Raw genomic sequence first — 25,805 nt, 5'->3', positions numbered from 1 at the left:
TAAGCACTTGTCAGGCAGACATCCACAAAGCGGCCGCAAACGGTCATTTGCGGCGATGTTATTGCATTATTGCGCTTTGGAATGCGGGTTTTGTGTGGACGGCCTATGCGCGCCCTGAGTGACCAAAGCCACCTTCGCCACGTTCGGTGGTGTCAAAATCTTCCACCAGGTTAAATTCCGCCTGTACGACGGGTACAAATACCATTTGAGCAATGCGCTCGCCGGGTTCAATAGTAAAGCTCTGCTGGCCGCGGTTCCAGACGGAAACCATCAGCTGCCCCTGATAGTCGGAATCGATAAGGCCGACCAGGTTGCCCAGCACGATGCCGTGCTTATGGCCCAGTCCGGAGCGCGGCAGGATGACCGCCGCCAGCGAGGGATCGGCGATATGAATAGCCAGGCCGGTTGGCAGCAGGGTGGTTGCGCCCGGCGCAAGCTCTACGGCGGCGTCGAGACAGGCCCGCAGGTCAAGTCCGGCAGAACCGGAGGTGGCATAGGTTGGCAGCGGAAACTCCTTGCCAACGCGCGGGTCCAGAAGCTTAACGTCGATTTTTTTCATCATAACGGGTCACGATCTCGTCGAGTAATAATTGGCCCAGGAGTTCCTTGCGCTCGTGTGGCAAGCGCTTATCTCCATCCTGCCAGAAAAGGTGTAATGCGTTGCTGTCGCTGTTAAATCCCTGATTTGGCTTAGATACATCATTGGCGCAGATCAGATCAAGATTTTTGCGGTCGCGTTTTTGCCTCGCGTATTCTTCCACATTATTCGTTTCGGCGGCAAACCCAACGACGTAAGGTCGGCTATCCGTTAGCGCAGCGACCCCGGCAACGATATCCGGGTTTTTGATCATTTTTATTGTTAATTCATCATCTTGCTTTTTGATTTTTTTCTCAGCAACGCTGATGGCGCGGTAGTCGGCGACGGCCGCACAGCCAATAAAAATATGCTGCTGCCGAACGCCGCTGTCGACCGCGGCCTGCATTTCCAACGCGGTGGTGACGTCAACCCGCTGCACGAAAGGCGGCGTCGGTAGCGAAACCGGGCCGCTGACCAGCGTGACGTTGGCGCCGCGCTTTGCCGCAGCGGCAGCGATAGCGAAGCCCATCTTACCGGAGCTTTGATTGCTGATATAGCGTACCGGATCCAGCGGCTCGCGGGTGGGGCCCGCGGTAATCATGATGTTGAGATGTTGCAAATCTTTGACAGGCGAAAAATGCGCGGCCGCCATATCGACGAGGGTCAGCGGATCCAGCATTCGGCCCGGGCCGATATCGCCACAGGCCTGGCTTCCGCTGTCCGGGCCCCAGACCAGCAGGCCGCGTGAGGCGATGACCTCAAGATTATGCTGCGTCGCGGCGGCGCGATACATCTGCTGGTTCATGGCGGGCACTACCGCGATTGGAGACGGCGTCGCGAGGCAGATAGTGGAGACCAGGTCGTTCGCCATGCCGGCAGCAACGCGGGCGATCAGATCGGCGGTTGCGGGGGCGAGGATAACCAGGTCGGCCCATTTTCCCAGCTCAATGTGGCCCATCGCGGCTTCTGCTGCCGGATCGAGCAGGCTATCGGAAACCGGATAACCTGACACCGCCTGTAGGCTGAGTGGCGTAATGAAGGCCTTCGCGGCTTCCGTCATGGCGACCCGTACGTCGGCGCCGCGCTCGCGCAGGCGGCGTACCAGTTCAGGCGTTTTGTAGGCAGCGATGCCGCCGCTGACGCCGAGAACGATCTTTTTACCAGCCAGACTCATCATGATTTTTTCCTGTTGGAGTACACCAGAATTCGCGCATCTTACCACAATCCCGTCGGCGTCGTGTGCCTGCCTGGAATTGACTTTGCGAGCCGCTACGCACGGGTAAAAGCCGGCCGTCGGAAGCGGCGAAAGGCTATGTCACAATGCGGGGCGCACTGGAAAAGAGAGGCTGCGATGGACTTACTGGAACCCCTGCTGCCAAGGGAAAAAATGCTGCTCTACGGTATCGAAGCGCTGTCGGACGTTGAGCTGCTGGCGCTATTTTTACGTACCGGCACCCGCGAGCAGGACGTGATGACGTTTTCGCACGACCTGCTCGCACGCTTTGGCTCGCTATACGGCCTGCTATCGGCGGACAAGGTGCAGTTTGACAAGATCGACGGCATAGGTCTCGCGAAGTTCGCCCAGCTAAAAGGCGTCGCCGAGCTGGCGCGGCGCTATTTTAGCCGACGGATAGTTGAAGAACCTTCTCTGGTAACGCCGCTGATGACGCGGGAATTTTTGCAAAGCCAGCTGATGGACGAGGAGCGGGAGATCTTTATGGTGATCTTTTTAGATAATCAGAATCGGGTATTGAAACATAGCCGGCTTTTTTCTGGTACTCTTAGCCACGTTGAGGTGCATCCGCGAGAAATTGTACGCGAAGCCATCAAAGTGAACGCCGCTGCGGTGATCCTGGCACATAATCATCCATCCGGTAGCCCCGAGCCGAGTAAGGCCGACAGGTTGATTACCGAAAGAGTGATAAAGTGTTGTGGTTTCATGGATATACGCGTGCTCGATCACCTTGTTATCGGCCGCGGTGCGTACGTATCTTTTGCGGAGCGCGGCTGGATTTAGCCCCGATCACGCGATCCTGCGGGATCTTTGTCTGTTCGGGACTTGAGCACATCGCCGAGTCAGCGTATACTACGCCACCTTTGAGAATCTCGGGTTTGGCATTTGGGCCTGGCAATCGATGGTTCACTTAGACACCCACTCTTCAGGTTGCATCAAGGCGGCATGAAGAATGACGTGTAGAACTGCGATGACCGGGCTGTAAAGCCTGACGAGGCGCCAATACCCCATACGAAGCTCGAGCTAATTTGATTTTTGGAGAATAGACATGTCCCGAGTCTGCCAAGTTACTGGCAAGCGTCCGGTGACCGGTAACAACCGTTCCCACGCACTGAACGCGACCAAACGCCGTTTCCTGCCGAACCTGCACTCTCACCGTTTCTGGGTTGAGAGCGAAAAGCGTTTTGTCACCCTGCGCGTATCTGCTAAAGGTATGCGTGTTATTGATAAGAAAGGCATCGATACAGTTCTGTCCGAACTGCGTGCCCGTGGCGAAAAGTACTAAGTACTAAGAGGAAATAAATCATGGCTAAAGGTATTCGTGAGAAAATCAAGCTGGTTTCTTCTGCTGGTACTGGTCACTTCTATACCACCACGAAGAACAAGCGTACTAAGCCGGAAAAACTGGAACTGAAAAAGTTCGATCCAGTTGTCCGTCAGCACGTTTTATACAAAGAAGCTAAAATCAAATAATTTTAGATTCGATGTAAAAAAAACCCCGCCCTGGCGGGGTTTTTTGTTTTCTGGCCATCCCCATAATAAAGACATCTGCAATACAGCCGGAGACGCTATGCCTGAACTACCTGAGGTGGAAACCAGCCGACGCGGGATTGAACCGCATCTGGTTGGCGCTACTATTCTGCACGCCGCTATCCGCAATGGACGCCTGCGCTGGCCGGTTTCTGAAGAGATCTACCGTCTGAGCGACGTGCCGGTGCTCAGCGTACGTCGACGCGCTAAATACCTGCTGCTGGAGCTGCCGGGCGGCTGGATTATCATTCACCTCGGCATGTCAGGAAGCCTGCGCATTCTGAGCGAAGAGTTGCCCGCAGAGAAGCATGACCATGTCGACCTGGTGATGAGCAACGGCAAGGTGCTGCGCTATACCGATCCTCGACGCTTTGGCGCCTGGCTCTGGACCAAAGAGCTGGAAGGACATCCTGCGCTGGCGCATCTCGGGCCAGAGCCGCTGAGTGACGATTTCAACGGCGCTTACCTGCAGCTGAGGTGCGCGAAAAAGAAAACCGCCATTAAGCCCTGGCTGATGGATAACAAGCTGGTGGTGGGCGTCGGCAATATCTACGCCAGCGAATCGCTGTTTTCCGCCGGGATCCATCCCGACCGGCTGGCATCGTCGCTATCGCATGAAGAGTGCGAGCGGCTGGTGAAGGTGATTAAAGCCGTGCTGCTACGCTCGATTGAACAGGGCGGCACCACGCTGAAGGATTTCCTGCAAAGCGACGGTAAGCCGGGATATTTTGCCCAGGAGCTGCAGGTATACGGACGCAAAGGCGAGCCTTGTCGTACCTGCGGTACGCCGATTATCGCCAGCAAGCACGCCCAGCGGGCGACGTTTTATTGTCGCCACTGTCAGAAGTAGGGCATCGCCCCGAAAGCGCAAAGATTAGAGCTTTTTCAGCAGCGCCTGGTGCACGTTAGCCGGCAGGAAGTGGGAAACGTCGCCCTGATGGCGCGCGACCTCCTTGACCAGCGATGAGGAGATAAACGACCACTCTTTGCACGGCATCAGGAAGACGCTTTCGAGGGTCGGCATCAGATGGCGGTTCATATGCGCCAGCTGCATCTCGTATTCGAAATCCGCCACCGCCCGCAGGCCGCGAATCAAAATGTTGGCCTGCTGCGCGCGGGCGAAATTGGCCATCAAATCACTAAAGCCAATGACCTCAACGTTGACCAGGTGCGCGGTTGACTGCTGCGCCAGCGCAATGCGTTCGTCGAGGCTGAACATCGGCTTTTTGCTCGGGCTGGCGGCAATCGCCAGCAGCACTTTGTCAAACATGCTGGCCGCGCGGGTGACGATATCGATATGACCGTTGGTGATAGGGTCGAAGGTACCCGGATAAATCGCTTTTGTGCTCATAATTACACTCTCTCCGAGTAGCCGCGGCTCAGCGCCCACAGCTCGGTGTATTTATTAAACGTATACTGCGCGTTGACCACGGCGAGCAGCCAGCCCTGTTTACCATCCAGCACGCCGCCGCGCAGCAGCAGCGTTTTCACAAATGCCCCCAGCGTATGGCCGAAGATACTCATCAGCGAGGTTTTTTTCCCCTTCTGATGGCGTTCCTGCGCCCAGGCGGTGGCGTAGGCCAGCTGCTTTTGCTGAAAGCCGGAGAAGTCGCGGCAGGTCAGATGCAGCAGGTCGCCGGTCAGTTCGATAATCTGCGCGCCTTTGGCGTCGAGAGATTCGTGTACCAGATTATTGTTATAGCGATAACCAAGGCGCGGGTACAGGCGCATCACGCGATCGGGATACCAGCCGCTGTGGCGCATAAAGCGGCCAAGGAAATAGTTCCGCCGGGCAATGCTGTAGATCGCGCCCTCTTTTGGCGCCGCCAGCACCTGGCGCAGGGACTGTGCCAGCTCCGGGGTGACGCGCTCGTCGGTATCAATCATCAGCACATAGTCGCCGGTGGCGTAATCCTGGGCGCGCTGGCGCTGAACGCCGTAGCCCTGCCAGTCGGTGTTGATGTAGACCTGAGCGCCCAGGCTGCGAGCCAGCTCGACGGTGCCGTCGCTGCTGCCAGAATCCAGCAGCACTATCTCATCGGCCCAGCTTACCGACGCCAGGCAGTCCGGCAGCAGATCCGCCGCGTTTTTGGCGATCATCACGACGGACAGTCGGGTCGACATTAGTGGCTCCGCTGTGGCAGATAGGGTTGCAGTAACTGTAGCAGACGGGAGAGCGCGCCCTGGTTTTGATGCAGGACTTCCACCGCGTGACGGCCGTACCACAGGCGGTAATCTTCGTCGGTCAGCAGGTTAGAAACCTGGGTGACCAGTGAATTGAGGTCGGTCACGGTGATCAGACCATCATCCTGCTGCAGCTTGGCGCAAATATCTTTGAAGTTGAAGGTGTGCGGGCCCATCAGGACCGGGATGGCGTGCGCCGCTGGCTCCAGCGGGTTATGACCGCCGCGCTCGACCAGGCTGCCGCCGACAAAGGCGAGATCGGCAATGCCGTACAGCAGCATCAGCTCGCCCATGGTATCGCCAATCACCACCTGGGTGCTATTTGACGGGATTTCGCCGGTGCTGCGCAGGGTAAAGCTCATACCCGCTTTCTGCACCATCTCCCGCGCGTCGCCGAAGCGTTCAGGGTGGCGAGGGACGAGGATCAGCAGCAGGTCAGGGAAGGTTTCCAGCAGCTTTTTATGCGCCTGCAGGACGATTTGCTCTTCACCGTCGTGGGTGCTGGTGGCGATCCACACCTGGCGGTGCGGCGCCCACTGGCGGCGCAGGGTGATGGCGCGTGCGGCCAGCTCCGGCGTAACGGAAATATCAAACTTCAGGCTGCCGGTGACCGCCAGCTGGTTGCGCTTCAGCCCGAGGGCGATAAAGCGGCTGGCGTCTTCTTCATTCTGCGCGGCGATAAGCGTAATCCGGCTCAGCAGGCGGCGCATAAACTTGCCCAGTTTGGCATAGCCCTTCGCCGAGCGCTCGGAGAGGCGGGCGTTAGCGATAACCAGCGGGATTTTACGCTTGTGCAAAGCGGCGACCATATTCGGCCACAGCTCGGTTTCCATCACGATAACCAGCTTCGGCTGCACGGTGTTGAGGAAGCGGTTCATCGCGCAGGGGAGGTCGTAAGGCAGGTAGACGTGGTGAACGTCTTTGCCGAACGCGGACATCGCGCGCTCGGAGCCGGTCGGCGTCATGGTGGTGACGGTGATCGGCAGATAGGGATAACGGTGGCGCAGGGCGCGTACCAGCGGGATGGCAGCAAGCGTCTCACCCACGGAAACGGAATGCAGCAGAATCCCATCCGGTGCTACCTTGTTCTGACAAAAGCCATAACGTTCAGCCCAGCGTTTGCGGTAGGCGGGTGCCTTACGGCTGCGCAGCAGCAGTCGCAGCCAGACCAGCGGCTGAATAAGATAGAGTAGGGTGGTATAAAGCAATTCCAAGCGATTTATCCGTTTTATGTTTTAGCGGGCAAATTCTAAGCATTTAGCCCATGTAAAGCTATCCCTTTGGCGGAAACAAAGGGATTCAGCGTCAGGCCGCGTTGCGATAGCGCTTAATACGCAGGTAGCGCCGCCCAAGGCGCCAGCGTAAGCGGAACGTTCTGGCATTTTTCCAGATCAGGTGCCAGATGCCGCGGTCGAAGAACTCTTTAATGATAATATGCTTTTTTGATTCATCTTTCATGCTATCGAAGGTATGAATAATTCCCAGCCCCTCTTTCGCAATCTGCCAGCGGCAGGCGGAAATATGGCGCACCTTATCCGGATAGCGTTGGTTAATGGCGTCGAGCATCTCCAGAATCTTCATGTAGTGGCGGGCAGACCGCATCAGCGTGTCGTCGTTATCCGGCTTGTGCGATACCGATTCTGAATGGATATAGTAATCGTAAAACTGCTCGCTGGTGTACTGCACGCGCTCGGCCGCCAGCAGCGCCTCGGTGGTCCAGGGAATATCCTGATGGCGTAGGCCCGGCTCGAAGTGAAAACGATGCTGCATGATAAATTCGCGGCGATAGATGTTCAGCCAGGTCACATGCAGGAACTTACGCGAATCCAGCGCCTGTTTTAGCCATACGTGGCCCGGCAGCACGCCGGTAGACGGCAGCCGATCCGGAGGAAGGATCGGGTGGATATCATTTTTGCTCTCGTAGACGTAGCGGCCGTTGCAGGTGGCGACATCGAGATTGCCCTGCTCCGCCATCGCCAGCAGCGTGCGGTACATGCCGGGATAGAGCTTATCGTCGATATCCGGGAAGGCCAGGTATTTACCGCTGGCTACCGCCAGGCCGGTGTTGCGCGCGACCGAGACGCCCTGGTTTTCCTGCTCCAGCACCCTGACGTTTTGTAGCCGCGCTTTCCACGCATCGATAACCGCGAGGCTGCCGTCCGTCGAGCCGTCGTTCACCAGAATCAGTTCATAGCTTTCCAGCTGCTGTTGCTCAAGGCATTCAAAGAACTGCGCAAGGAATTTTTCGCCGTTGTAGACGGCGGCCACGATGCTCAGTAAAGGCGTTTGACTCATAAATCGTTCGATCCTGGTTAAATAACGGCGTCAGGCACGGCGCAGCTGACGGTACTGCTGACAAATCGTATCGACGCTGAACTTTTCCAGCGCGGATTGTTCGATGACAGGCGGGTTATGGTAAATGCTTTGCATCGTCTGAGCCAGCGCCGGGCCGTTGAGATCGGCAAGGCCGCGGGCTAATTCGCCGGTAAGGATCTCCGTCACGCCGCCCGGGCAGCGGGTGCTGGCAACCGGCGTGTTCAGCAGCAGCGCCTCTACGATAACGTTGCCAAAGCCTTCGCTATCCGAGCTGAGCACCAGCATCCTGGCGTGTTTAATCCACGGCAGCGGGTTTTTATGGAAGCCTTTAAACAGCACGCGATCGCCGACCTGCAGCCGCTCTGCCAGCTGGCGCAGGCGCTGCTCCTGCTCCGGCTTGCCCTGTCCCAGCAGCACCAGCGGCGCCTGGATACCGCTTTGGGCATAGGCCTCAATCAGCCGATCGTGGCGCTTGCCGGGGTGAAAACGCCCGACGTGGATAATATAGTCCCCGGCAGGCTGCTCGCCCGGTAGCTCCGCGCCGGCCCGCAGGGCGGCGATATCAAACGGATTATAAATCGTTTTCAGCTGCGCCGGGCGAATGGCGAACTGGCTAACCAGATCCTCGCCGACCGCATCGGAGACGGTCACCACGTTGCGTCCCTGATAGACTCGCTTGATTTTCTGCTGCTTCATCCAGCGATCGAAGCCGGTACGGTGGCCAAGATAGGAGGTAGAGAAGACGCCGTGCAGGCAGAACCAGACGTTACGCTGCGCGAGCGCGCGGCTGCGGGCGACGATGCGGTCGGTTTTATGCAGATTGGAGAGCACCAGATCGAAATTGCCCTGCTGCTCAGACTCGGCGATGGCCGCATCAAGCTGGCCCGCGCGGCGCGACAGCTCGGTCAGCTTGCGCCACGGCTTTCGGCAGTGGTCGCTAATCACGCGGTAATCCAGCCCTTCAGGCAGCGGGTAGTCGCAAACGTCGCGCAGTGAAAACAGCGAGACGCGCTCTCCCTGGCGCAAAAAATGTTCCGCCAGCGTGAGCACCACTTTTTCCGCTCCGCCGCCGGGCAGGCCGTCGATGACAAACAGTATGCGCATAGCTATTTTACCAGGTCCTGATAGAAAGAGAGCAGCTGCGCTGAGAGCCGCTCGCTGGTGCAGGTCATAATGCGTTCGCGCGCCCGGCCGCCTTCCGCAGAACCAAGTGCGCGGGCCGGGAGCGCGGCCACCGCCTGCTGCAGCGCCGAAATATCCAGCGCGTCGCAAACGAAACCGTTGCTGCCCTCAATAATAAACTCCGATCCGCCGCAGCCGGTGGTGGTAATCACCGGCAGGCCGCAGGCCATCGCTTCAAGGATAACGTTAGGGAACGGATCGTACAGCGTGGGCAGCAGCAGCCCGTCGGCCATCTGGTAGAAGGGCAGAGTTTCTGACTGCATGCCGAAGAAGCGTACCCGCTCCCCGCAGTTCAGCGTTTTAGCCAGCGCCTGATAGCGGCTCTGGTCTTTATCCTTGCCCACCACCAGCAGGTAGCGGTCGGTGGGGGCGATGGCGCGGATCGCCGCCTCCAGCCCCTTGCGTTCAAAGCCGGAGCCCACGTAGATCAGGCAGGTTGCCTGGCGCGGTAGGTTCCATTGGTCACGCAGCGTGATAAAGGCTTCTTCCGTTGGCGGCAGGAAGCGCTGGTTATCAATCGCGTTGTAGATAACGCGGATCTTCTCCGCCGGCAGGCCGAAGTCTGCAATAATTTCCTGTTTAATCATCTCCGCGTTGCAGATGACTCCGCGCAGGTGCGGGTCGTGATACATCTCGCGTTCAGCCTGCATGACGTAGCGGTGGTAGCGATCGGCAAACAGCAGGCGGCTTTTCCAGCCGGGCAGTATGCGCGAGCGCTGCTCCAGCCAGCGGCGATGGACGCCGTCGCCGGCACGATACAGATCGCAGCCCGGAATACGCTCATGGCTCTGAACCAGGTCGAAATTTTCGGCCTGCCACAGCCGGCGTGCGGCGTCGGCAAAGCCGCGTTCACGGCTGATGCGTCCCCATTTGCGCGGGTTGCAGATGCGAATATTCCACTCGGGCTTCACCGGCCCCTGCCATTCGCGGGTGATGACGTTCAGCTCAAGATTACTGCTATCGAGGGCCTCCAGCGCGCGGGAAACGAAACGCTCCGCGCCGCCGTCGGGGCGATATTTCTGTCGCACCAGGGCGAGCCTGAATTTGCTCATGCCAGCACCTTTTTAGCCGCCGCAATCACCACGTCGGCGGGAATTAAATCGAGATAGCGCTCTTCTGTACCGGTATCAATGTCGTCAGGGTCGGGCAGAGGGCCAAAATCTCCGGCCCAGATGACTTCACCCTTCGCCTGCCACGGGCGCCAGAAGGTCAGCTTTGACGGGCCGAACAGCGCCACCAGCGGCGTGCCGAGGGCGGCAGCCATATGCATGGGTACAGAATCAACGCCGACAAATAATCGGGCGTGGCCGATGACCGCCGCCAGCTGACGCAGGCTCAGCTGACCAGCAAGAGAGTGCAGGCGGGCGTCCGGGCAGCCGGCGATAATGGTCTCTACCATGCGCTTCTCTTTCTCATCGGGCCCCGACGTTAGCACCACGGCATGCCCCGCCGCCGACAGCGCGTTAATCAGCGCGCTCATCCGCTCTTCCCGCCAGCATTTAAAGAACCAGCGGGAGGTGGGTTGAATGACGATATAGTTACCCTCAAACCCCGCCGGCAGCAGCGCGCGGCTGCTCTCCCAGTCCTGTTCGCTGTAGCCCATGCGCGCCGGAGCGTCGTTAACGGCCAGGCCGAGAGGGGCCAGAATGGAGAGGTTCTGCTCCACCGTATGCATGCTTTGATGCTGCTGGGTGGAGGCCAGGGCGGTATGGCAGAAGCGCCAGGCCGGATGGCGGCGTTTCGGGAAATCAAAGCCGATGCGCGTGGCGGCGCCGGTTAAGCGGGTAATAATGGCGCTCGGCCACTGATCGGCAAGGTTGAGCACCATGTCGTAGCGCTGCTGGCGAAGCGTGCGGATCAGCCGCAGCTCCATTTTGAGCTGGTGGCCGGTTCCCTGCTTTTTCCAGCGGCGGTCAATCGCGTAAATCTGGTTAACATCCGCGTTCGCCGCGAGCATATCCCGGGTCTCTTCATAAAGCAGCACATCAACGCTGGCCGCGGGATACTGCCGTTTGAGGGCGTGAACGAGCGGCGTGATCAGCAGCATATCGCCATGATGGCGTAGCTTGATGACCAGGATGCGCGCCGGGTTCACGGCACCGGGAGAGCGGGTTTCAGGCGTCATTCTCTGTTCTTCATTCAGTATCAGGGTTCCGATTCTAGGGGATCAGATAGATTGAGAGAAGCGTTGTCTTGCTCTACCATGACCCGATACGTATGGTCTGAGGACGTTTTCGTGCACAATCCCGCATTTCTCATCACGATTGATACCGAGGGTGATAACCTCTGGCAAAAACATGACAGCATCACCACTGAGAATGCGCGTTATTTACCGCGTTTTCAGCAGCTTTGCGAAAAGTATGGTTTTAAACCGGTCTATTTAACCAACTACGAGATGGCGATAGATCCATTCTATATCGAATTCGCTAAAGATGTGATTGCCCGCGGCACCGCCGAAATCGGCATGCACCTGCATGCCTGGAACAGCCCGCCGACCGACCCGCTGACCGCCGATGACTGGCGATATAAGCCCTATCTTATCGAATACAGCGATGCGGCGATGCGTGAAAAGGTCGCCTATATGACCCGCCTGCTGGAAGAGACCTTCCAGACCAAAATGGTCAGCCATCGCGCCGGACGCTGGGCGTTTGATGAGCGCTATGCGCGCCTGCTGGTGGAGCATGGCTATCAGGTCGACTGTTCGGTGACGCCCCGGGTCAACTGGAAAACGGCGAAAGGCGCCCCGCAGGGCGATGGCGGCACCGATTATCGTCGCTTCCCGCAGCACGCCTATTTCCTCGACGAGAACGACATCAGCCGGGAAGGACGCTCTTCGCTGCTGGAGGTGCCGATGAGCATCCAGTACAAACACAGCGCCCTGATGAACGGCATTAAGCAGGGCTATGACCGCCTGCGAGGCAAGGTGCGCTCGCCGTCGGTTCACTGGCTGCGGCCGATGGGCGGTAACGTTGAGACGATGAAAAAGGTCGTCGAACAAACGTTGACTCAGGGCAGCGACTACGTCGAATATATGCTCCACTCTTCTGAGTACATGCCCGGCGGCAGCCCGACGTTTAAAAACGAGCAGGATATCGAACGTTTGTATGCGGACCTCGAAAGCTTCTTCAGCTGGCTGGCGCCGCAGGTCAAAGGGATGACGTTGGCGGAGTACTACCAACACAAACAAGCATCGCGCTAAAAAGCCATAAGCAGGGATCGTATGGGTATGTTTAAACAGCTGACGCGGAAGAAAAACGCTTTCTTTCGCAAAATTAAATTTAATTTAATTAACTATCGTTACAGAAATAAGCGTGAGCGTCAGCCGTTTAATCCTGCGCAGATTCAGCGCGTTTTATTTTTACGCCTGGACGACAAGGTCGGCGATATGGTGGTGACCACCGGCTGCGCAAAGCTGCTGTCCGAGCATGGCTATCAGGTTTCCGTGCTTACCGGGCCGATATGCCGGCAAATGCTGGCCGGCGCAGACTTCCTTGAGCGGGTCTATTTGTATCAACCCCGGATGGCGTTGGATGAATTACGCGCGGCAGGTTTTGACGCCGTCGTTGATTTTGATGACGTGAAAACCTACGAGCGTTTTAAATTACTCGCGGATTTAGGCGCCCGCTGCAATATCGGTTTTAATAAAGACGAATATAAGCTTTACGATTGGTCAATTGCCTTTTTCGACAGCCAGCGCCATATTTCTGCCCGCTATAAAGAGGTGGCCAGGCTATTTGGCATCGTCAATGAGCATTACCACTATCATCTCCCCGGCGATGCCGCCGAGCGGCAGAGAGTGGAGCATTTACTGGCGCAGGAAAAGGGCCGCGAAATTTGTATCGCCATAAACCCCTTCACCGCCTCAGTCGATAAGGACTTTTGCCGTCACCAGGTCGCGGATCTGATTGAGCGGCTGCACGCTCTGCCTTACAAAGTGAGCGTGGTAATGGTTGGGCATAGCGAAAAAATTCGCCAGCTGAACCTGGATACGGCGCTGTATCTCCCTGATAGCAATATTAATTCAGCGGTAGAGGTGATTCGCTGCTGCGATCTTGTTATCACCGCGGATACCGCGATCGTCCATATCGGCAGGGCGTTCGATAAGCCGATGGTGGCGGTCTACAACAAGCGCAAACTCAAAGATACCGGCCTGCCGGGATACACCATCTGGGCGCCGGGATATGACAAGGCGAAGCAAGTCGTCTGCGAAGAAGTTAACGTTGCCGATATGACGATTGATGCCATCTGGCCCGTTATCAAAGTGCAGGTGGATAGCCTGGTGGCTTCCGCCGGACAGGCATAAAAAAGGGCCCCGCCAGGGCCCTTTTTTTAGCGCTTAACCTTCAGGCTACTGCTCAGCGCAATGCCCAGCGGCAGCCAGAATAGGGGCCAGGTTTCCCGGGGATTGCTGATGATAAACATCCCCTGTGAGGCCATAAAAATCAGCGCGTAGCCGAAAATCGCCAGCCCGTAGCGGCTATCCTCCCGCCGTTTACTCCACGCCCGCCACAACCCGCCGGCAATAACCGCAAACAGCAGCAGCAGGCCAATAATGCCGCCTTTCAGCAGCGAGCCGAGATAGACGCTATGGGTGGTGGTGATATGCTCGCCGCTGTAGTTCGTAAAGTCGAGGTCGTAGTCAAAACCGCGTCCCAGCCACGGCTGGCTGGAGACCTCTTCGAGGGTGTGGCGCCAGATGCTGATGCGCAGCCCGCTCTGCGTCCCGAGCTCTTCAAAGCGCGCCAGCAGCAGGTCGCCCACCGGCGTGAAGAAGAAAAGCAGGCCTAAAATTAGCGCTAATGCAGCGACGATCAGCACGTTGCGGCGCGTAAAGACATGCAGATGCAGGGTGCAGAAAAAGGCCACCAGCAGGGCGATAATCGGGCCCCGGCTTTGGGTCAGAACCATCATGACCAGCATGATTGCCATCGGCACATACAGGAGGTGGCTGCCTTTTTCTTTGAGCAGCATGGCGCAAATGAGAATACCAATACCGCAATAACCCGCGAGGTCGATAACGTTGGTCGGGCCGGGGTTACCCGGTGACACCGCGCGTTCAGTCAGGACCAGAGTATGGTCGATGACCATGGTCCAGATGGAAATGACCGTGATGCCGGCAACCACGCTCATCAGCGCCAGGCGTCGGGTCTGCGGGGAGCCGAGCAGAGTCGTCAGCAGCAGCAGATAGAACAGCAAATACGTCCCATGGGTCAGGGGAGAGTCGATATGCTGCGGCGTCTGGCCCCAAATGTTGCTCAGCGCATAGTAGACGAAGAATATCAGCAGCAGCGCATAAACCGGCCACTGCTGACGCGTCTTATCCGCCAGCTGCTGGCGATGGTCTTTATTAAGCAGTGACAGCAGAAACAGCAAAATAGAGAGATGAAGAAGGTTGTTTGCCCTGGTCGATATACAAAAAATTGCGCTGAAAAACAGAAACAAAGGAAAGACAACGGTGTAACCCTGCCTGGCGTAGTTACTGATTTTTAAAGTACTCATCAAAAGAAACCTTTTCGAAAATCGTTTCCGGAACCGCGCTTTCTAAAGAGAAGTTAACGACCCGGATATGGTTTTGTTGCAGCACGTTAGCGGCGTGCGAAAAGGACGGCATGACCAGGTCATCCACCTTATTTTCCAGCCAGGAAGGGAGTTTATCCCGATCCGTTTCGTAGAATCGCGGCTGGTTGAAATTAGTCATATCCAGTCCGCTTATTAGAATCGTTTTGAACCCCAACCACATCAGAATTTGTAGCGCCCAGTAGACAACGGTTCCGGCATCAAAAATGCCGTGCCGGATATCGGTACTAAAGCAAATATCCTCGCGCTGAGGGTGAAAGCGTATCGCCTCGACCGCTTGCCAGGCCTGACGGACCTGGTTTTTCGCGACTTTAGGCCGATAAATTTTATAACAGGCATCTTCAATTAACGCCAAACGGCAGCGCAGCGCTTCGCCGTGGCGGTCGAGAATTTTTGCGATACCGTGCAGGGTGGTAAAGAGCACGAGATCGGGCTGGCTGATGACGGCGCGGATGATGTCCGGTTTTCTATCGTAAAACTCCATATCGACGATGGTATAGATAGAAAATTTAATCCTGTCAGAGAGGTGCCACGCGCCGTTAACCCCCATCACCGGAATGCTTTTCGGCAGCAGCGAAAAATCGATGCTGCGGGTGGAGGGGCCGGTTGCGGTCAGCAGCACTTCGCCGTGCATGCTGTCCTTCATCTCGCTGAGATCGACCAGCGGGACCGTTTTTCCTTTGTACTGCAGGCTGCGGATTTCACCGCCAGGCGCGCGGGTTATCTTTGCCCACGGCCACAGGTTCTCATTATGGCGAAAGGCACGCGGATGCGTGTAGCGATAGATTTGCTTAAATAAGGAGCCCATCAGGCCAGTTCCTGGGAGGTCAACAGTTGCAGAACCCGTGAGGCGCTAATATCCCCCGTGCCGCCGCCGTTTTCCGGGCGCACGACGTACTGGTTTTGCCCATAGCCGCCGATAAGACCCGGATCGGTCGGTCCGTAGAGGGTAAAATTAGGCTTATCGAGCGCGGCGGTTAAATGACTCAGGCCGGTATCGACGGAGACCACGCCGCGGGCGCCGGCCAGTACCTGGGCGACCTGCTCCAGGCTCATGCGCGGCAGCACCTCGACAAAATCATGTCCCTGCGCCAGCCGTTTGGCCCGCGCCTCTTCGTGCGGGGCGCCCCACGGCAGCTTAATCCGCAGGCCGCGGTCGGCGAGCAGCGCGATAAGCGCCCGCCAGTTCTCTTCCGGCCAGTGCTTATCATCGCGGGTGGTGGCGTGCAGGAAGACCAGATAGGGTGCTGCACCGGCTTCTTCCTGACGCAGAAAGTGGCGGGCAATCGCGTAGTCGCCCTGGGATTCTGGCCTGGCGTAGCCGAGGCTTTTGGCAAACAGCTCGCGGGTGCGCTCAACGGCGTGCTGCTGCTTAGCAATGTGGTGGCGGCGGTTATAGAACAGGCTTGCCAGCGGCTCGCGGGCCGTCTGCCAGTCCATGCCGTGCTTCACGCCGTGCGCCAGTCGGGTAACCAGCGCCGCGCTTTTCACCAGCCCCTGGGCGTCAATGATAGCGTCGTACTTCTCCGCCCGCAGCGCCTGGCGGAAGGCTTTACGCTCGGCCTTAACCGGTGCGGAAAACCAGGCCTTGCGCCAGCGGCGAATGGCCACCGGAATCACGCGGTCAACGCTTTGGTGCCAGGAGGGGATCTGGGCGAAGCCCTCCTCGACCACCCAGTCGAAGCGAATTCCGGGGAAGGCCTGCGCGGCGTCGGTCAGCGCGGGCAGCGAGTGCAGGACGTCGCCCATGGACGAGGTTTTAACGATCAGTACCCGCATCCGCTACGCTTCCTCTTTTTCGGCTTCGTTCTGCAGCAGCTGATTCAGCTCCTCCAGGACGCGCTGCGGCGTAATATCGATCAGGCTCTGATGATACCCTTCTGCCGCATCTCCTTTACGCACCTTGTGGTAGCCGCTTATCAGGCGGATGGTCCGCGCCTTATGCGACAGCGGCGGCGTAAAGTCGGGGCTGCTTGGGCCATACAGCGCAACCAGCGGGCGGTTGAGCGCGGCGGCAACGTGCATCAGGCCGGAGTCGTTGCTGACAACCGCCGTGCAGGCGGCAATCAGCACCACCGCCTGTTCAAGCTGGGTTTCACCGGCCAGGTTACGGCACCATGCCTGCTGCTGCGTGCTGAGAGCGGCCAGAATATCGTTGCCCGCTTCATGGTCCTTGGCCGAACCGAAAAGCAGCACCTGATAGCCTTCATCGATCAGCTGTTTGGCCAGTTCGGCGTAGTGGTAGTGCGGCCAGCGCTTGGCTGGACCAAATTCGGCCCCGGGGCAGAAGCCGATAATGGGGCGATGGGCAGAAATACTGAAGGCGTTGCAGACCTGCGATTTCTCCCCTTCATGCACCAGCAGCTGCGGCCAGAGCAGCGGTTGCGGCAGATCTTTCGCGCAGCGCATCACGCCTTTGTCGTAGGCTAAGGCCACGTAGCGCTCAACCATCAGCGGCCACGCGTCTTTATCCAGCGTTCTGGCGTCGTTCAGCAGGCCGTAGCGCATCTCACCGCGCCAGCCGGTGCGGTGCGGGATGTTGGCGAAGAAGGGAACCAGCGCCGATTTAAACGAGTTTGGCAGCACGTAGGCGCGATCGTAGCGGCGCTCGCGCAGGCTCTGCCCAAGCTTGCGCCGTTCGCCGATCTCCAGCGCGCCGTGGCCGAGCGGCATCGGAATCGCCTCGTTGACTTCCGGCATCCGTGACAGCAGCGGACGGCACCACGCGGGCGCCATCACGTCGATGATTGCCTGGGGATAGCGCGCCTTGAGCGTGCGATAGAGACTTTGCGACATCATCATGTCGCCCACCCATGACGGGCCAATCACCAGTATTTTCATTCACTTTATCCTTCAAACGGTCTCTGCGTTGGCTACCTGCGTTCACTCCGGTCACTTGCTTTTGTCAGCTCCCGGAGATTCACTTAGCTGCCCGAATGATTTTGTGAATTTGTATCGCTGTCGCGGTTGAGCCAGGCCATATATTCCGTTACGCCTTCGGCGACGGTCTTGAACGGTTTGTCATAACCCGCCGCGCGCAGGTTAGTGAGGTCTGCCTGGGTAAATGCCTGGTAGCGGCCCTTCAGCTTGTCCGGGAACGGAATGTATTCGATGCTGCCCTTCTGGTGGTACGCCAGGGTGGCATCGGCTACCGCCTGGAAGGACTCTGCCCGGCCGGTGCCGAGATTGAAAATACCGGACGCGCCGTTTTCCCAGAACCACAGGTTGACCGCCGCCACGTCGCCGACGTAGACGAAGTCGCGCTTGAAGCTATCGCTGCCTTCGAACAGTTTCGGACTTTCGCCATTATTCAGCTGGGTATTAAGGTGGAACGCCACGCTTGCCATGCTGCCTTTATGGCCTTCGCGCGGCCCGTAGACGTTGAAATAGCGGAAGCCGACGATCTGCGAGTCAACTTCCGGCAGGATCTGGCGTACGTATTCGTCAAACAGGAACTTGGAGTAGCCGTAGACGTTGAGCGGCTGCTCGTATTCGCGGGATTCGATAAAGTTGCTGGTACGGCCGCCGTAGGTGGCTGCGGAAGAGGCGTACAGGAACGGGATCTCGCGCTCCAGGCAGTAGTGAAGAAGCTCTTTGGAGTACTGATAGTTGTTGTCCATCATGTACTTGCCGTCCCACTCCGTGGTGGAGGAGCAGGCGCCTTCATGGAATACCGCTTCAATTTCGTCGCCGAACTCTTCGCCCGCCATAACCTGAATCAGGAAGTCTTCTTTATCCATGTAATCCGCGATGTTCAGGTCAACCAGGTTCACAAACTTGGTGCCATCTTTCAGATTATCTACGACCAAAATGTCGGTAATGCCTTTGTCATTCAGGGCCTTGACGATATTGCTGCCGATAAACCCTGCGCCGCCGGTAACGATGATCATAACAGTAACCTTTGAAGTATGGAGTCCAGAGATAATCCGGACATGAATGCTTCTATCATATCACCACATGAGACAGGCTTCAGCCCTTCGCAAAAAAGGTGCTGGGCGAGCGTGATTTATGCTGCAAATAATTCATTCAGGCATGCATCATCTCGTATCAGCGTATAGCTTTGGGTAATATGTGCCAAATTTTGCCGAATCTGGAGAGTTGCAATGCGTGGTGATTTTTATCAACAGTTAACCAATAGCCTGGATACCGCTCGCGCGGAGGGGTTGTTTAAAGAAGAACGCATTATCACATCGGCGCAGCAGGCGGATATCACCGTCGGCGGCAACAGCGTGATTAACTTCTGCGCCAATAACTATCTCGGCCTTGCCAACCACCCGGAGCTGATTGCCGCGGCGAAAGCCGGTATGGACAGTCACGGCTTCGGTATGGCCTCCGTGCGCTTTATTTGCGGGACCCAGGACAGCCATAAAGCGCTTGAGAAGAAGCTGGCCGAGTTCCTCGGTATGGAAGATGCGATTCTCTACTCCTCCTGCTTTGACGCCAACGGCGGCCTGTTCGAAACCCTGCTGGGCGCGGAAGACGCCATTATCTCCGATGCCCTGAACCACGCGTCGATCATCGACGGCGTGCGCCTGTGTAAAGCGAAGCGCTTGCGCTACGCCAACAACGATATGCAGGAGCTGGAAGCGCGGCTGAAAGAGGCGCGTGAAGCCGGCGCGCGGCATGTGCTGATCGCCACCGACGGCGTGTTCTCCATGGACGGCGTGATTGCCAACCTGAAAGGCGTCTGCGATCTCGCGGATAAATACGACGCGCTGGTCATGGTCGACGACTCCCACGCCGTCGGCTTTGTCGGCGAAAACGGCCGCGGCTCCCACGAGTACTGCGAGGTGATGGGCCGGGTGGATATCATCACCGGCACCCTCGGTAAGGCGCTGGGCGGCGCGTCCGGCGGCTATACCGCGGCGCGCAAAGAGGTGGTTGAGTGGCTGCGCCAGCGCTCACGCCCGTATCTGTTCTCCAACTCGCTGGCCCCGGCGATCGTCGCCGCCTCCATCAAAGTGCTGGAGATGGTGGAGTCCGGCGGCGAACTGCGCGACCGCCTGTGGTCCAACGCGCGCCTGTTCCGCGAAAAAATGACCGCTGCGGGCTTTACCCTGGCGGGCGCCGATCACGCCATCATTCCGGTGATGCTCGGCGAAGCGACCGTGGCGCAGAATTTTGCCCGCGAGCTGCAGAAAGAAGGTATTTACGTCACCGGATTCTTCTATCCGGTGGTACCAAAAGGCCAGGCGCGTATTCGTACCCAGATGTCTGCGGCGCATACCCCTGAACAAATTGAACGTGCGGTGGAAGCCTTTACCCGCATCGGCAAACAACTGGGCGTCATTGCCTGAGGGTGTGAGATGAAAGCGTTATCCAAACTGAAAGCGGAAGAAGGCATCTGGATGACCGACGTACCGGAACCGGAAGTCGGCCACAACGATCTGCTGATTAAAATCCGTAAGACCGCAATTTGCGGTACCGACGTACACATCTATAACTGGGACGAGTGGTCGCAGAAGACCATCCCGGTGCCGATGGTGGTAGGGCACGAATACGTCGGTGAAGTCGTGGGTATCGGTCAGGAAGTTCGCGGCTTTAAGCTGGGCGATCGCGTTTCCGGCGAAGGTCATATTACCTGCGGCCACTGTCGTAACTGTCGCGCCGGGCGTACTCACCTGTGCCGCAACACCATTGGGGTTGGCGTTAACCGTCCCGGCTGTTTTGCCGAGTATCTGGTGATCCCGGCCTTCAACGCCTTCAAAATTCCTGACAATATTTCTGACGATCTGGCGTCGATTTTTGACCCCTTTGGAAACGCTGTCCACACCGCGCTCTCCTTCGACCTCGTCGGCGAAGATGTGCTGGTTTCCGGCGCCGGCCCGATTGGCATCATGGCGGCGGCGGTCGCTAAGCACGTCGGCGCGCGCAACGTGGTGATCACCGACGTCAACGAATACCGTCTGGGCCTGGCGCGTAAGATGGGCGTTACCCGCGCGGTTAACGTTGCGCAGGAGAGCCTTGCCGACGTGATGGCCGAACTGGGCATGACCGAAGGGTTCGACGTGGGTCTGGAGATGTCCGGCGCGCCGCCGGCGTTTCGCACCATGCTGGACACCATGAACCACGGTGGCCGTATTGCGATGCTCGGTATTCCGCCATCCGATATGTCCATCGACTGGACCAAGGTCATCTTTAAGGGCCTATTCATCAAGGGGATTTACGGTCGCGAGATGTTTGAAACCTGGTACAAGATGGCAGCGCTGATCCAGTCAGGTTTAGACCTGTCGCCGATTATCACCCACCGTTTCGGCATTGATGATTTCCAGCAGGGCTTTGACGCGATGCGCTCCGGCCAGTCGGGTAAAGTGATTCTGAGCTGGGATTAAAGGTCCGTTGTCCGCCGCGTTAGCAGACCGATACCCGTTTTGCTAACGCATATTCTGAGCGCCTGCGGGCGCTTTTTTTTATTTAGATTTGGATAACATTTCAAGCGTACTTCATCGTAAAAGCACTATTTCTAAATCGATTTTCGGCCTGTTCGTTTATACATTTTGTTTAATCACCGCTAAACCTTATAAACACTATGCTTAAACTCACTGTATGCCTGCTGACCTGTGATTCCGCCCGCCTGCTGCGGGAGGTTTTGCCCCCGCTATTAGAAGTGGCGGACGAGTGTATTGTCGTTGATTCAGGCAGCACGGATGCGACGCTGGATATCTGCCGGCAGTTTGGATTGCAGGTTCATCACCACGCCTATACTGCCCACGGAGCGCAGATGAACTACGCCACGGCGCTGGCCAGTCATGACTGGGTGCTGTGTATGGACAGTGACGAAATCCTTGATGCCGAGGCGGTTGCCGCCATTCTAAGGCTCAAAGCCGGGGAGGCGATCGATCCTGACTGCGCCTGGCGTCTGCCGCGCTACTGGTATGTTCTGGGGGAGGCGGTCAGAACCATTTACCCCGTTTCATCGCCGGATTACCCGGTCCGCTTATTCAACCGCACCGTGGCGGCCTTTAACGATCGCCCGGTGGACGATCGCGTCGTCGGCCACAGCCGCTCAATCAGGCTGCCCGGCCACGTGCGTCACGATACCTTCTACTCGCTGCATGAAGTCTTTCATAAGCTCAATAGCTATACCACCCGGCTGGTGAAGTACCAGAAGATCAGGCCCTCGCTGAGCCGCGCCGCTATCAGCGCGATTGGTGCGTTTTTTAAGTGGTATCTGTTCAGCGGGGCGTGGCGTCGTGGGAAAGTAGGGCTGGTGACCGGGCTATACGCCACCTTCTACAGCTTCCTGAAATATTTTAAAGCCTGGTATGCCGAGGGGGATAAACGGGAACCCGTGGCGAAAAAGCGCCCGGGTTCCCGATCTCTCTAGTTCGTCGGCGTATCCCAGCCCTGCCATTTCAGCTGGTAATACTGCACCAGCGCGCTCTGGCTAATGCTTTCGCTGAGGATACTAAAGAACCGGCTGGCGTACACCGGTTCAGGCGGATGCTTCGGCTTGCAGTACTTCACGCCGCGGAACGGATTACGCGGCTTCGTTGGCGGCACGGTCTGCGACGGCGGCGCGGTATTTGGCGTGGAGGTATCCACCTGCGGCTCGTTGAGCAGGCTGCTCGGGCGCACGAGGGTAATGTCCGACGGCAGGCTATAGACCATCTGCTGCAGCACGCGCACCGTGGTGGGGTGCGGGTGGCCGATAGCAATCGCCGAACCGTTACGCCGCGCCAGGGCGATCGCCCGGTTGAACTGAACGCGGATATCCGCTTCATTCTGCGTATCGTCGAGGAACACCTTGCGCTTAATCACCTTCACCCCGGTACCCTGCGCGGCACGCATCGCCTGGCTATTGCCAATGGTCACGCTGTCGAGGAAGTAGAGATTGTAGCGTTCCAGCGCCTGCATCACCTTCTGCATACCGAACAGGCTGGAGGTCATTGCGCTGCCCATGTGGTTGTTCAGCCCCACGGCGTACGGCACTTTGCCATAGGCTTCACGGATGATGCGCTCGATCTCCGCGCTGCTCATATCCGGGCGCAGGGTGTCTTTTTCCAGCGGTTGTTTGCTGAGCGGCGCCATCGGCAGGTGAATGAGCACCTCATGGCCGAGGCCGTGCGCTTTGGTCGCCATTTCACGGGCGTGCGGAGCATTAGGTAACACGGCGACGGAGACGGTGGCCGGCAGCGCCAGCACCTGATTTTCCGTCTGTGGACGATAGCCAAAGTCGTCAATAACAATGGAGAGTTTGCCAGCAAAAGCTGGCGCTGCGAAAGCCAGCGTACCGGCTACCGCGAGTGCAATTCTGCGAAATTGAAGCAAAACTTATCTTCCCAACCACGGCTGTGGATTGACCGCCTGACCCTGGCGACGAATTTCGAAATAGAGCGACGGACGGCCTTGACCGCCGCTGCTGCCGACGAGGGCAATTGCCTGGCCCGCCCGGACCTGAGTCCCGACGCTGACCAGCGCGCTTTGATTATAGCCGTACAGGCTCATATCGCCTTTACCGTGCTCAACGACCACCACCAGGCCGTAGCCCTGCAGCCAGTCGGCGAGGATCACCCGGCCATCGGCAATCGCTTTGACCTCGGTGCCTTCAGACGCGGCGATAACCATCCCCTTCCAACGTAGTTCACCTTGCAGCTGTTCGCCATAGCGGTGAAGCAGCGTGCCGCGAACCGGCCAGTAGGCCTGGCCGCGCGGCGAACCCAGTCCGCCGGTACGGGACATCAGCGAACGTTCGCTTTCAGATGGTTTGTAGGTGGTGCCTTTGCGGGAGGCGTCCTGCTGGCGATCGCGGACCGCCTGCGCTTCGCGGGCTTCGCGCTCCGCGCGAGCCTTAGCCGCCGCTTCTGCCTGGGCAACGCGACCGCGCAGACGCGATTCGTTGGCCCGCATTTCGCCCAGCTGCTGTTGCCCCTGCTGAATGGAGGATTCGAGGCCGGAAAGCGTCTTTTTACGCTCGTTACGCGCCTGCTCAAGCTTGGCCTGCTGCGCGCGCTGCTCGTAGACCAGCGTTTGCTGCTGGCTCTGCTTCTCTTCCAGCTCGGCCTTTTGCGCGGTGACTTCTTCACGCGTTTGCTTCAGCTGCGCGATGGTCTCCTGGCGGGCCTGGTTGAGATAGCCGTAGTAGGCCTGGATACGCTGGTTGCGCTGGCCTTCTTCGCCGCTGAGGATCATCTGCATGCCGGTGTGCGGCCCCTGGCGAAACGCGGCGTCCAGCTGGGCGGAGAGGTTGCGCTCCTGCGAGGCGCGCTGACGCTCCAGTTTGGCGATAGAGGCGTTCATCTCGTCAATCTGCTTGTTCAGCTGGGTCAGGGTGGCCTGGGTTTCGCGCAGCTTGCGGGCGGCGGCGGAGATGGCTTCTTCCTGGCTCTTTAGCTGAGCGAGCAGGGAAGCGCGCTGCTGTTGCTGCTGCTGTATCGCACGCTGTTTAGCGGCAATATCGGCCTGAATGGATTTTAGCTGATCGCGATCGTCCGCGTGGGCAGGTACGGCGCACAGCAATACGCCAGCGCTGAACGCGCTGGCGTAAAGAACGGATCGCACCGTGGTTGCGATCCATGTATTTGAATAAGTCGCCTTTCCCCTCATGGGGAAGGATTATTCCACGATGAACAGCGGCTTGCCAGTCATCTCTTGCGGGATTTCCATTCCCATCAGCGACAGCATGGTCGGCGCGATATCGGAAAGTTTGCCATCTGCGGCCGCTTTCACGGTTTTATCACCGACGTAGATCAGCGGTACCGGCAGGTTGGTGTGGGCAGTATGAGCCTGTCCGGTAGAAGGGTCGCGCATCTGCTCAGCGTTGCCGTGATCGGCGGTGATCAGCAGCTGGCCGCCAGCGGCTTCGACTGCGTTAACCACCTGTTCGACACAGTTATCCAGCGTTTCAACGGCTTTAATCGCCGCTTCCATGACCCCGGTGTGGCCGACCATATCGCCGTTTGGATAGTTGCAGATGATGGTGTCGTACTCGCCGCCTTTGATGGCCGCAACCAGTTTTTCAGTCAGCTCGGCGGAGCTCATTTCCGGCTGCAGATCGTAGGTCGCGACTTTCGGGGAGTTGATCAAAATACGCTCTTCGCCTTTAAACGGCTCTTCGACGCCGCCGTTAAAGAAGAAGGTGACGTGCGCGTATTTTTCCGTTTCGGAGATACGCAGCTGCGTTTTATCGTTTTTGGCCATCCATTCGCCGAAGGTGTTTTCCAGAGAAGCCGGCGGGTAGGCGCAGGCGACTTTGATATCCGCGGCGTATTCGGTCAGCATCACGAAATCGAGCTTAACCGTTTTCTTACGCGCAAAGCCGTCGAAATCAGCGTTGACGAAGGCGCGGGTGATCTCACGGGCGCGGTCAGCGCGGAAGTTCATGAAAATCAGCGCATCGCCGTCTTCCATTGCCGCATCGGCCTGGCCGGCGGCGCGGATCACGGTGGCTTTAACGAACTCGTCGTTTTCATCACGGGCGTAGGCGGCCTGCAGACCGGCAACGGCGCTATCGGCCTGGAACTCGCCCTGCGCCAGGGTCATCAGGTTATACGCCTGCTCGACGCGATCCCAGCGGTTGTCGCGGTCCATTGCGTAGTAGCGACCGATAATAGAGGCCACGCGGCCTTTGCCGAGGGCGGCAAATTTTTCTTCGAACTTCGCCAGCGTTTTTTCCGCACTGCGCGGCGGAGTATCGCGGCCGTCGAGGAACGCGTGCAGGTAGATTTTTTCCGCGCCGCGCTCCGCTGCCAGTTCAACCATCGCCATGATGTGGTCTTCGTGGCTGTGAACGCCGCCGGGAGACATCAGGCCCATGATGTGAACCGCTTTGCCCGCAGCCGTCGCTTTGTCTACCGCCGCGGTCAGTACCGGGTTAGCAAAGAACGTCCGCTCTTTGATTTCAACATCGAGACGGGTCAGGTCCTGGTAAACGATACGACCGGCGCCAAGGTTAACGTGGCCCACTTCGGAGTTGCCCATCTGGCGATCCGGCAGGCCCACTTCGAGGCCTGAAGCATCAATCAGCAGATGAGGGCGTTTCGCCCACAGCGCGTCCATAACGGGGGTTTTTGCGCTATAAATAGCGTTATCCTGCTGCTCTTCACGGTAGCCATAGCCATCCAGAATGACCAGTACCATAGGTTTTTTAGAAACCGACATTGCGACAACCTCATGCTCAAAGACAGAAAATTTGCGTAATTTTACTACAGCTGAATCGATCAAATCACCGTAAAAGATCAAAGAAAGAGAGCGGCCGCGCCGCAG

At 57.9% G+C, this 25,805-nt stretch carries 26 protein-coding genes; 9 read left to right on the top strand and 17 right to left on the bottom strand.

Annotated features, from left to right (window positions below; genetic code table 11):
• Positions 1 to 103: 103 nt before the first annotated feature.
• Both dut and coaBC read right to left on the bottom strand, forming a co-directional pair.
• A complete protein-coding gene (dut, locus tag RTE01_RS15350) occupies positions 104 to 562 on the bottom strand; it encodes a dUTP diphosphatase (protein WP_041143227.1) in 459 nt (152 codons plus the stop codon).
• Positions 540 to 1,751: a bifunctional phosphopantothenoylcysteine decarboxylase/phosphopantothenate--cysteine ligase CoaBC gene (gene coaBC / locus RTE01_RS15345; RefSeq protein WP_071844993.1), complete on the bottom strand. Its 1,212-nt coding sequence runs from the start codon at positions 1,749 to 1,751 to the stop codon at positions 540 to 542. Before coaBC ends, dut begins: the two co-directional genes overlap by 23 nt.
• A 177-nt stretch (positions 1,752 to 1,928) precedes the next feature.
• On the opposite strand from coaBC, the gene radC reads away from it, so the two are divergent.
• From radC to mutM, 4 genes are all read left to right on the top strand, one after another.
• Complete coding sequence (gene radC, locus RTE01_RS15340) at positions 1,929 to 2,594, top strand: RadC family protein (protein WP_041143225.1); 666 nt, start codon at positions 1,929 to 1,931, stop codon at positions 2,592 to 2,594.
• A gap of 265 nt (positions 2,595 to 2,859) precedes the next feature.
• On the top strand, positions 2,860 to 3,096 hold the full coding sequence (gene rpmB, locus RTE01_RS15335) for a 50S ribosomal protein L28 (protein WP_002436699.1): 237 nt from the start codon (positions 2,860 to 2,862) through the stop codon (positions 3,094 to 3,096).
• Between the two features lie 20 nt (positions 3,097 to 3,116).
• Entirely contained in the window at positions 3,117 to 3,284 is a 168-nt protein-coding gene (gene rpmG, locus RTE01_RS15330) for a 50S ribosomal protein L33 (protein ID WP_003024094.1), read from the top strand.
• Between the two features lie 97 nt (positions 3,285 to 3,381).
• Positions 3,382 to 4,191, top strand: coding sequence for a bifunctional DNA-formamidopyrimidine glycosylase/DNA-(apurinic or apyrimidinic site) lyase (mutM, locus tag RTE01_RS15325; RefSeq protein WP_134528144.1), 810 nt, complete (start codon positions 3,382 to 3,384; stop codon positions 4,189 to 4,191).
• Between the two features lie 24 nt (positions 4,192 to 4,215).
• Here the strand turns inward: mutM and coaD are convergent, their stop codons facing one another.
• From coaD to rfaQ, 7 genes are all read right to left on the bottom strand, one after another.
• Positions 4,216 to 4,692, bottom strand: a complete 477-nt coding sequence (gene coaD, locus RTE01_RS15320) for a pantetheine-phosphate adenylyltransferase (RefSeq protein WP_041143223.1) — start codon at positions 4,690 to 4,692, stop codon at positions 4,216 to 4,218.
• Positions 4,693 to 4,694: 2 nt separating this feature from the next.
• Positions 4,695 to 5,465 carry a glycosyltransferase family 2 protein gene (locus tag RTE01_RS15315; RefSeq protein WP_134528141.1) on the bottom strand — a complete coding sequence of 257 codons (771 nt, stop codon included), beginning with the start codon at positions 5,463 to 5,465 and terminating at the stop codon, positions 4,695 to 4,697.
• Positions 5,465 to 6,739 carry a lipid IV(A) 3-deoxy-D-manno-octulosonic acid transferase gene (gene waaA / locus RTE01_RS15310; protein ID WP_041143221.1) on the bottom strand — a complete coding sequence of 425 codons (1,275 nt, stop codon included), beginning with the start codon at positions 6,737 to 6,739 and terminating at the stop codon, positions 5,465 to 5,467. The genes RTE01_RS15315 and waaA overlap by 1 nt, the downstream gene beginning before the upstream one ends.
• Positions 6,740 to 6,830: 91 nt before the next feature.
• The gene (locus RTE01_RS15305; RefSeq protein WP_134528138.1) at positions 6,831 to 7,820 is read right to left on the bottom strand and encodes a glycosyltransferase; all 990 of its coding nucleotides are present in this window, start codon (positions 7,818 to 7,820) and stop codon (positions 6,831 to 6,833) included.
• 30 nt (positions 7,821 to 7,850) lie between these two features.
• The gene (locus tag RTE01_RS15300; protein WP_123552545.1) at positions 7,851 to 8,945 is read right to left on the bottom strand and encodes a glycosyltransferase; all 1,095 of its coding nucleotides are present in this window, start codon (positions 8,943 to 8,945) and stop codon (positions 7,851 to 7,853) included.
• Between the two features lie 2 nt (positions 8,946 to 8,947).
• A complete protein-coding gene (locus tag RTE01_RS15295) occupies positions 8,948 to 10,075 on the bottom strand; it encodes a glycosyltransferase family 4 protein (RefSeq protein WP_132512578.1) in 1,128 nt (375 codons plus the stop codon).
• Positions 10,072 to 11,148 carry a putative lipopolysaccharide heptosyltransferase III gene (gene rfaQ / locus RTE01_RS15290; RefSeq protein WP_134528135.1) on the bottom strand — a complete coding sequence of 359 codons (1,077 nt, stop codon included), beginning with the start codon at positions 11,146 to 11,148 and terminating at the stop codon, positions 10,072 to 10,074. Before rfaQ ends, RTE01_RS15295 begins: the two co-directional genes overlap by 4 nt.
• A gap of 111 nt (positions 11,149 to 11,259) precedes the next feature.
• On the opposite strand from rfaQ, the gene RTE01_RS15285 reads away from it, so the two are divergent.
• Together RTE01_RS15285 and RTE01_RS15280 are read left to right on the top strand one after the other, a co-directional pair.
• Complete coding sequence (locus tag RTE01_RS15285; protein ID WP_134528132.1) at positions 11,260 to 12,222, top strand: polysaccharide deacetylase family protein; 963 nt, start codon at positions 11,260 to 11,262, stop codon at positions 12,220 to 12,222.
• Between the two features lie 21 nt (positions 12,223 to 12,243).
• Positions 12,244 to 13,326: a glycosyltransferase family 9 protein gene (locus tag RTE01_RS15280; RefSeq protein WP_134528129.1), complete on the top strand. Its 1,083-nt coding sequence runs from the start codon at positions 12,244 to 12,246 to the stop codon at positions 13,324 to 13,326.
• Positions 13,327 to 13,352: 26 nt separating this feature from the next.
• Here RTE01_RS15280 and RTE01_RS15275 read toward each other — a convergent pair whose 3' ends face one another.
• The 5 genes from RTE01_RS15275 to rfaD form a co-directional block, all read right to left on the bottom strand.
• Positions 13,353 to 14,522, bottom strand: a complete 1,170-nt coding sequence (locus RTE01_RS15275) for an O-antigen ligase family protein (RefSeq protein WP_166793760.1) — start codon at positions 14,520 to 14,522, stop codon at positions 13,353 to 13,355.
• Positions 14,500 to 15,408 (bottom strand): sugar glycosyltransferase, encoded by a 909-nt coding sequence (locus RTE01_RS15270; protein WP_076946276.1) that lies wholly within the window; start codon positions 15,406 to 15,408, stop codon positions 14,500 to 14,502. Before RTE01_RS15270 ends, RTE01_RS15275 begins: the two co-directional genes overlap by 23 nt.
• Positions 15,408 to 16,379 (bottom strand): lipopolysaccharide heptosyltransferase RfaC, encoded by a 972-nt coding sequence (gene rfaC / locus RTE01_RS15265; RefSeq protein ID WP_115191677.1) that lies wholly within the window; start codon positions 16,377 to 16,379, stop codon positions 15,408 to 15,410. Before rfaC ends, RTE01_RS15270 begins: the two co-directional genes overlap by 1 nt.
• A 3-nt stretch (positions 16,380 to 16,382) precedes the next feature.
• Positions 16,383 to 17,441, bottom strand: coding sequence for an ADP-heptose--LPS heptosyltransferase RfaF (gene rfaF, locus RTE01_RS15260; protein ID WP_115191678.1), 1,059 nt, complete (start codon positions 17,439 to 17,441; stop codon positions 16,383 to 16,385).
• 83 nt (positions 17,442 to 17,524) lie between these two features.
• Positions 17,525 to 18,490, bottom strand: coding sequence for an ADP-glyceromanno-heptose 6-epimerase (rfaD, locus tag RTE01_RS15255; RefSeq protein WP_041143210.1), 966 nt, complete (start codon positions 18,488 to 18,490; stop codon positions 17,525 to 17,527).
• 213 nt (positions 18,491 to 18,703) lie between these two features.
• On the opposite strand from rfaD, the gene kbl reads away from it, so the two are divergent.
• The 3 genes from kbl to RTE01_RS15240 all read left to right on the top strand — a co-directional run bounded on the left by kbl (position 18,704) and on the right by RTE01_RS15240 (position 21,927).
• Positions 18,704 to 19,897 carry a glycine C-acetyltransferase gene (kbl, locus tag RTE01_RS15250; RefSeq protein WP_134528126.1) on the top strand — a complete coding sequence of 398 codons (1,194 nt, stop codon included), beginning with the start codon at positions 18,704 to 18,706 and terminating at the stop codon, positions 19,895 to 19,897.
• A 9-nt stretch (positions 19,898 to 19,906) separates the two neighbouring features.
• The gene (gene tdh, locus RTE01_RS15245; protein WP_041143208.1) at positions 19,907 to 20,932 is read left to right on the top strand and encodes an L-threonine 3-dehydrogenase; all 1,026 of its coding nucleotides are present in this window, start codon (positions 19,907 to 19,909) and stop codon (positions 20,930 to 20,932) included.
• Between the two features lie 197 nt (positions 20,933 to 21,129).
• Positions 21,130 to 21,927: a glycosyltransferase family 2 protein gene (locus tag RTE01_RS15240; RefSeq protein WP_134528122.1), complete on the top strand. Its 798-nt coding sequence runs from the start codon at positions 21,130 to 21,132 to the stop codon at positions 21,925 to 21,927.
• Here the strand turns inward: RTE01_RS15240 and RTE01_RS15235 are convergent.
• From RTE01_RS15235 to gpmM, 3 genes are read right to left on the bottom strand one after another with little or no spacing between them, the layout of a single operon-like run.
• Positions 21,924 to 22,871: a divergent polysaccharide deacetylase family protein gene (locus RTE01_RS15235; RefSeq protein ID WP_123552537.1), complete on the bottom strand. Its 948-nt coding sequence runs from the start codon at positions 22,869 to 22,871 to the stop codon at positions 21,924 to 21,926. The two genes, RTE01_RS15240 and RTE01_RS15235, sit on opposite strands and share 4 nt — an antisense overlap.
• 3 nt (positions 22,872 to 22,874) lie before the next feature.
• Positions 22,875 to 24,146 (bottom strand): murein hydrolase activator EnvC, encoded by a 1,272-nt coding sequence (envC, locus tag RTE01_RS15230; RefSeq protein WP_041143205.1) that lies wholly within the window; start codon positions 24,144 to 24,146, stop codon positions 22,875 to 22,877.
• 9 nt (positions 24,147 to 24,155) lie between these two features.
• Positions 24,156 to 25,700 carry a 2,3-bisphosphoglycerate-independent phosphoglycerate mutase gene (gpmM, locus tag RTE01_RS15225; protein ID WP_134528119.1) on the bottom strand — a complete coding sequence of 515 codons (1,545 nt, stop codon included), beginning with the start codon at positions 25,698 to 25,700 and terminating at the stop codon, positions 24,156 to 24,158.
• Positions 25,701 to 25,805 lie beyond the last annotated feature (105 nt).

Source organism: Klebsiella terrigena (genome assembly GCF_006539725.1).
Lineage (GTDB): Bacteria > Pseudomonadota > Gammaproteobacteria > Enterobacterales > Enterobacteriaceae > Klebsiella > Klebsiella terrigena.
Note: the sequence above shows the minus strand (reverse complement) of the source record. Positions and strands in the feature narration are given on the sequence as shown.

Coding starts and splice junctions, on each gene's coding strand:
- rpmG (WP_003024094.1), top strand. CDS start 3,117: ATGGCTAAAGGTATTCGTGAGAAAATCAAGCTGGTTTCTTCTGCTGGT.
- rfaD (WP_041143210.1), bottom strand. CDS start 18,490: ATGATCATCGTTACCGGCGGCGCAGGGTTTATCGGCAGCAATATCGTC.
- dut (WP_041143227.1), bottom strand. CDS start 562: ATGATGAAAAAAATCGACGTTAAGCTTCTGGACCCGCGCGTTGGCAAG.
- coaD (WP_041143223.1), bottom strand. CDS start 4,692: ATGAGCACAAAAGCGATTTATCCGGGTACCTTCGACCCTATCACCAAC.
- RTE01_RS15275 (WP_166793760.1), bottom strand. CDS start 14,522: ATGAGTACTTTAAAAATCAGTAACTACGCCAGGCAGGGTTACACCGTT.
- RTE01_RS15240 (WP_134528122.1), top strand. CDS start 21,130: ATGCTTAAACTCACTGTATGCCTGCTGACCTGTGATTCCGCCCGCCTG.
- mutM (WP_134528144.1), top strand. CDS start 3,382: ATGCCTGAACTACCTGAGGTGGAAACCAGCCGACGCGGGATTGAACCG.
- RTE01_RS15280 (WP_134528129.1), top strand. CDS start 12,244: ATGGGTATGTTTAAACAGCTGACGCGGAAGAAAAACGCTTTCTTTCGC.
- envC (WP_041143205.1), bottom strand. CDS start 24,146: ATGAGGGGAAAGGCGACTTATTCAAATACATGGATCGCAACCACGGTG.
- coaBC (WP_071844993.1), bottom strand. CDS start 1,751: ATGAGTCTGGCTGGTAAAAAGATCGTTCTCGGCGTCAGCGGCGGCATC.
- RTE01_RS15305 (WP_134528138.1), bottom strand. CDS start 7,820: ATGAGTCAAACGCCTTTACTGAGCATCGTGGCCGCCGTCTACAACGGC.
- kbl (WP_134528126.1), top strand. CDS start 18,704: ATGCGTGGTGATTTTTATCAACAGTTAACCAATAGCCTGGATACCGCT.
- gpmM (WP_134528119.1), bottom strand. CDS start 25,700: ATGTCGGTTTCTAAAAAACCTATGGTACTGGTCATTCTGGATGGCTAT.
- RTE01_RS15315 (WP_134528141.1), bottom strand. CDS start 5,465: ATGTCGACCCGACTGTCCGTCGTGATGATCGCCAAAAACGCGGCGGAT.
- RTE01_RS15295 (WP_132512578.1), bottom strand. CDS start 10,075: ATGAGCAAATTCAGGCTCGCCCTGGTGCGACAGAAATATCGCCCCGAC.
- radC (WP_041143225.1), top strand. CDS start 1,929: ATGGACTTACTGGAACCCCTGCTGCCAAGGGAAAAAATGCTGCTCTAC.
- rpmB (WP_002436699.1), top strand. CDS start 2,860: ATGTCCCGAGTCTGCCAAGTTACTGGCAAGCGTCCGGTGACCGGTAAC.
- rfaC (WP_115191677.1), bottom strand. CDS start 16,379: ATGCGGGTACTGATCGTTAAAACCTCGTCCATGGGCGACGTCCTGCAC.
- tdh (WP_041143208.1), top strand. CDS start 19,907: ATGAAAGCGTTATCCAAACTGAAAGCGGAAGAAGGCATCTGGATGACC.
- rfaF (WP_115191678.1), bottom strand. CDS start 17,441: ATGAAAATACTGGTGATTGGCCCGTCATGGGTGGGCGACATGATGATG.
- RTE01_RS15270 (WP_076946276.1), bottom strand. CDS start 15,408: ATGGGCTCCTTATTTAAGCAAATCTATCGCTACACGCATCCGCGTGCC.
- RTE01_RS15300 (WP_123552545.1), bottom strand. CDS start 8,945: ATGCGCATACTGTTTGTCATCGACGGCCTGCCCGGCGGCGGAGCGGAA.
- rfaQ (WP_134528135.1), bottom strand. CDS start 11,148: ATGACGCCTGAAACCCGCTCTCCCGGTGCCGTGAACCCGGCGCGCATC.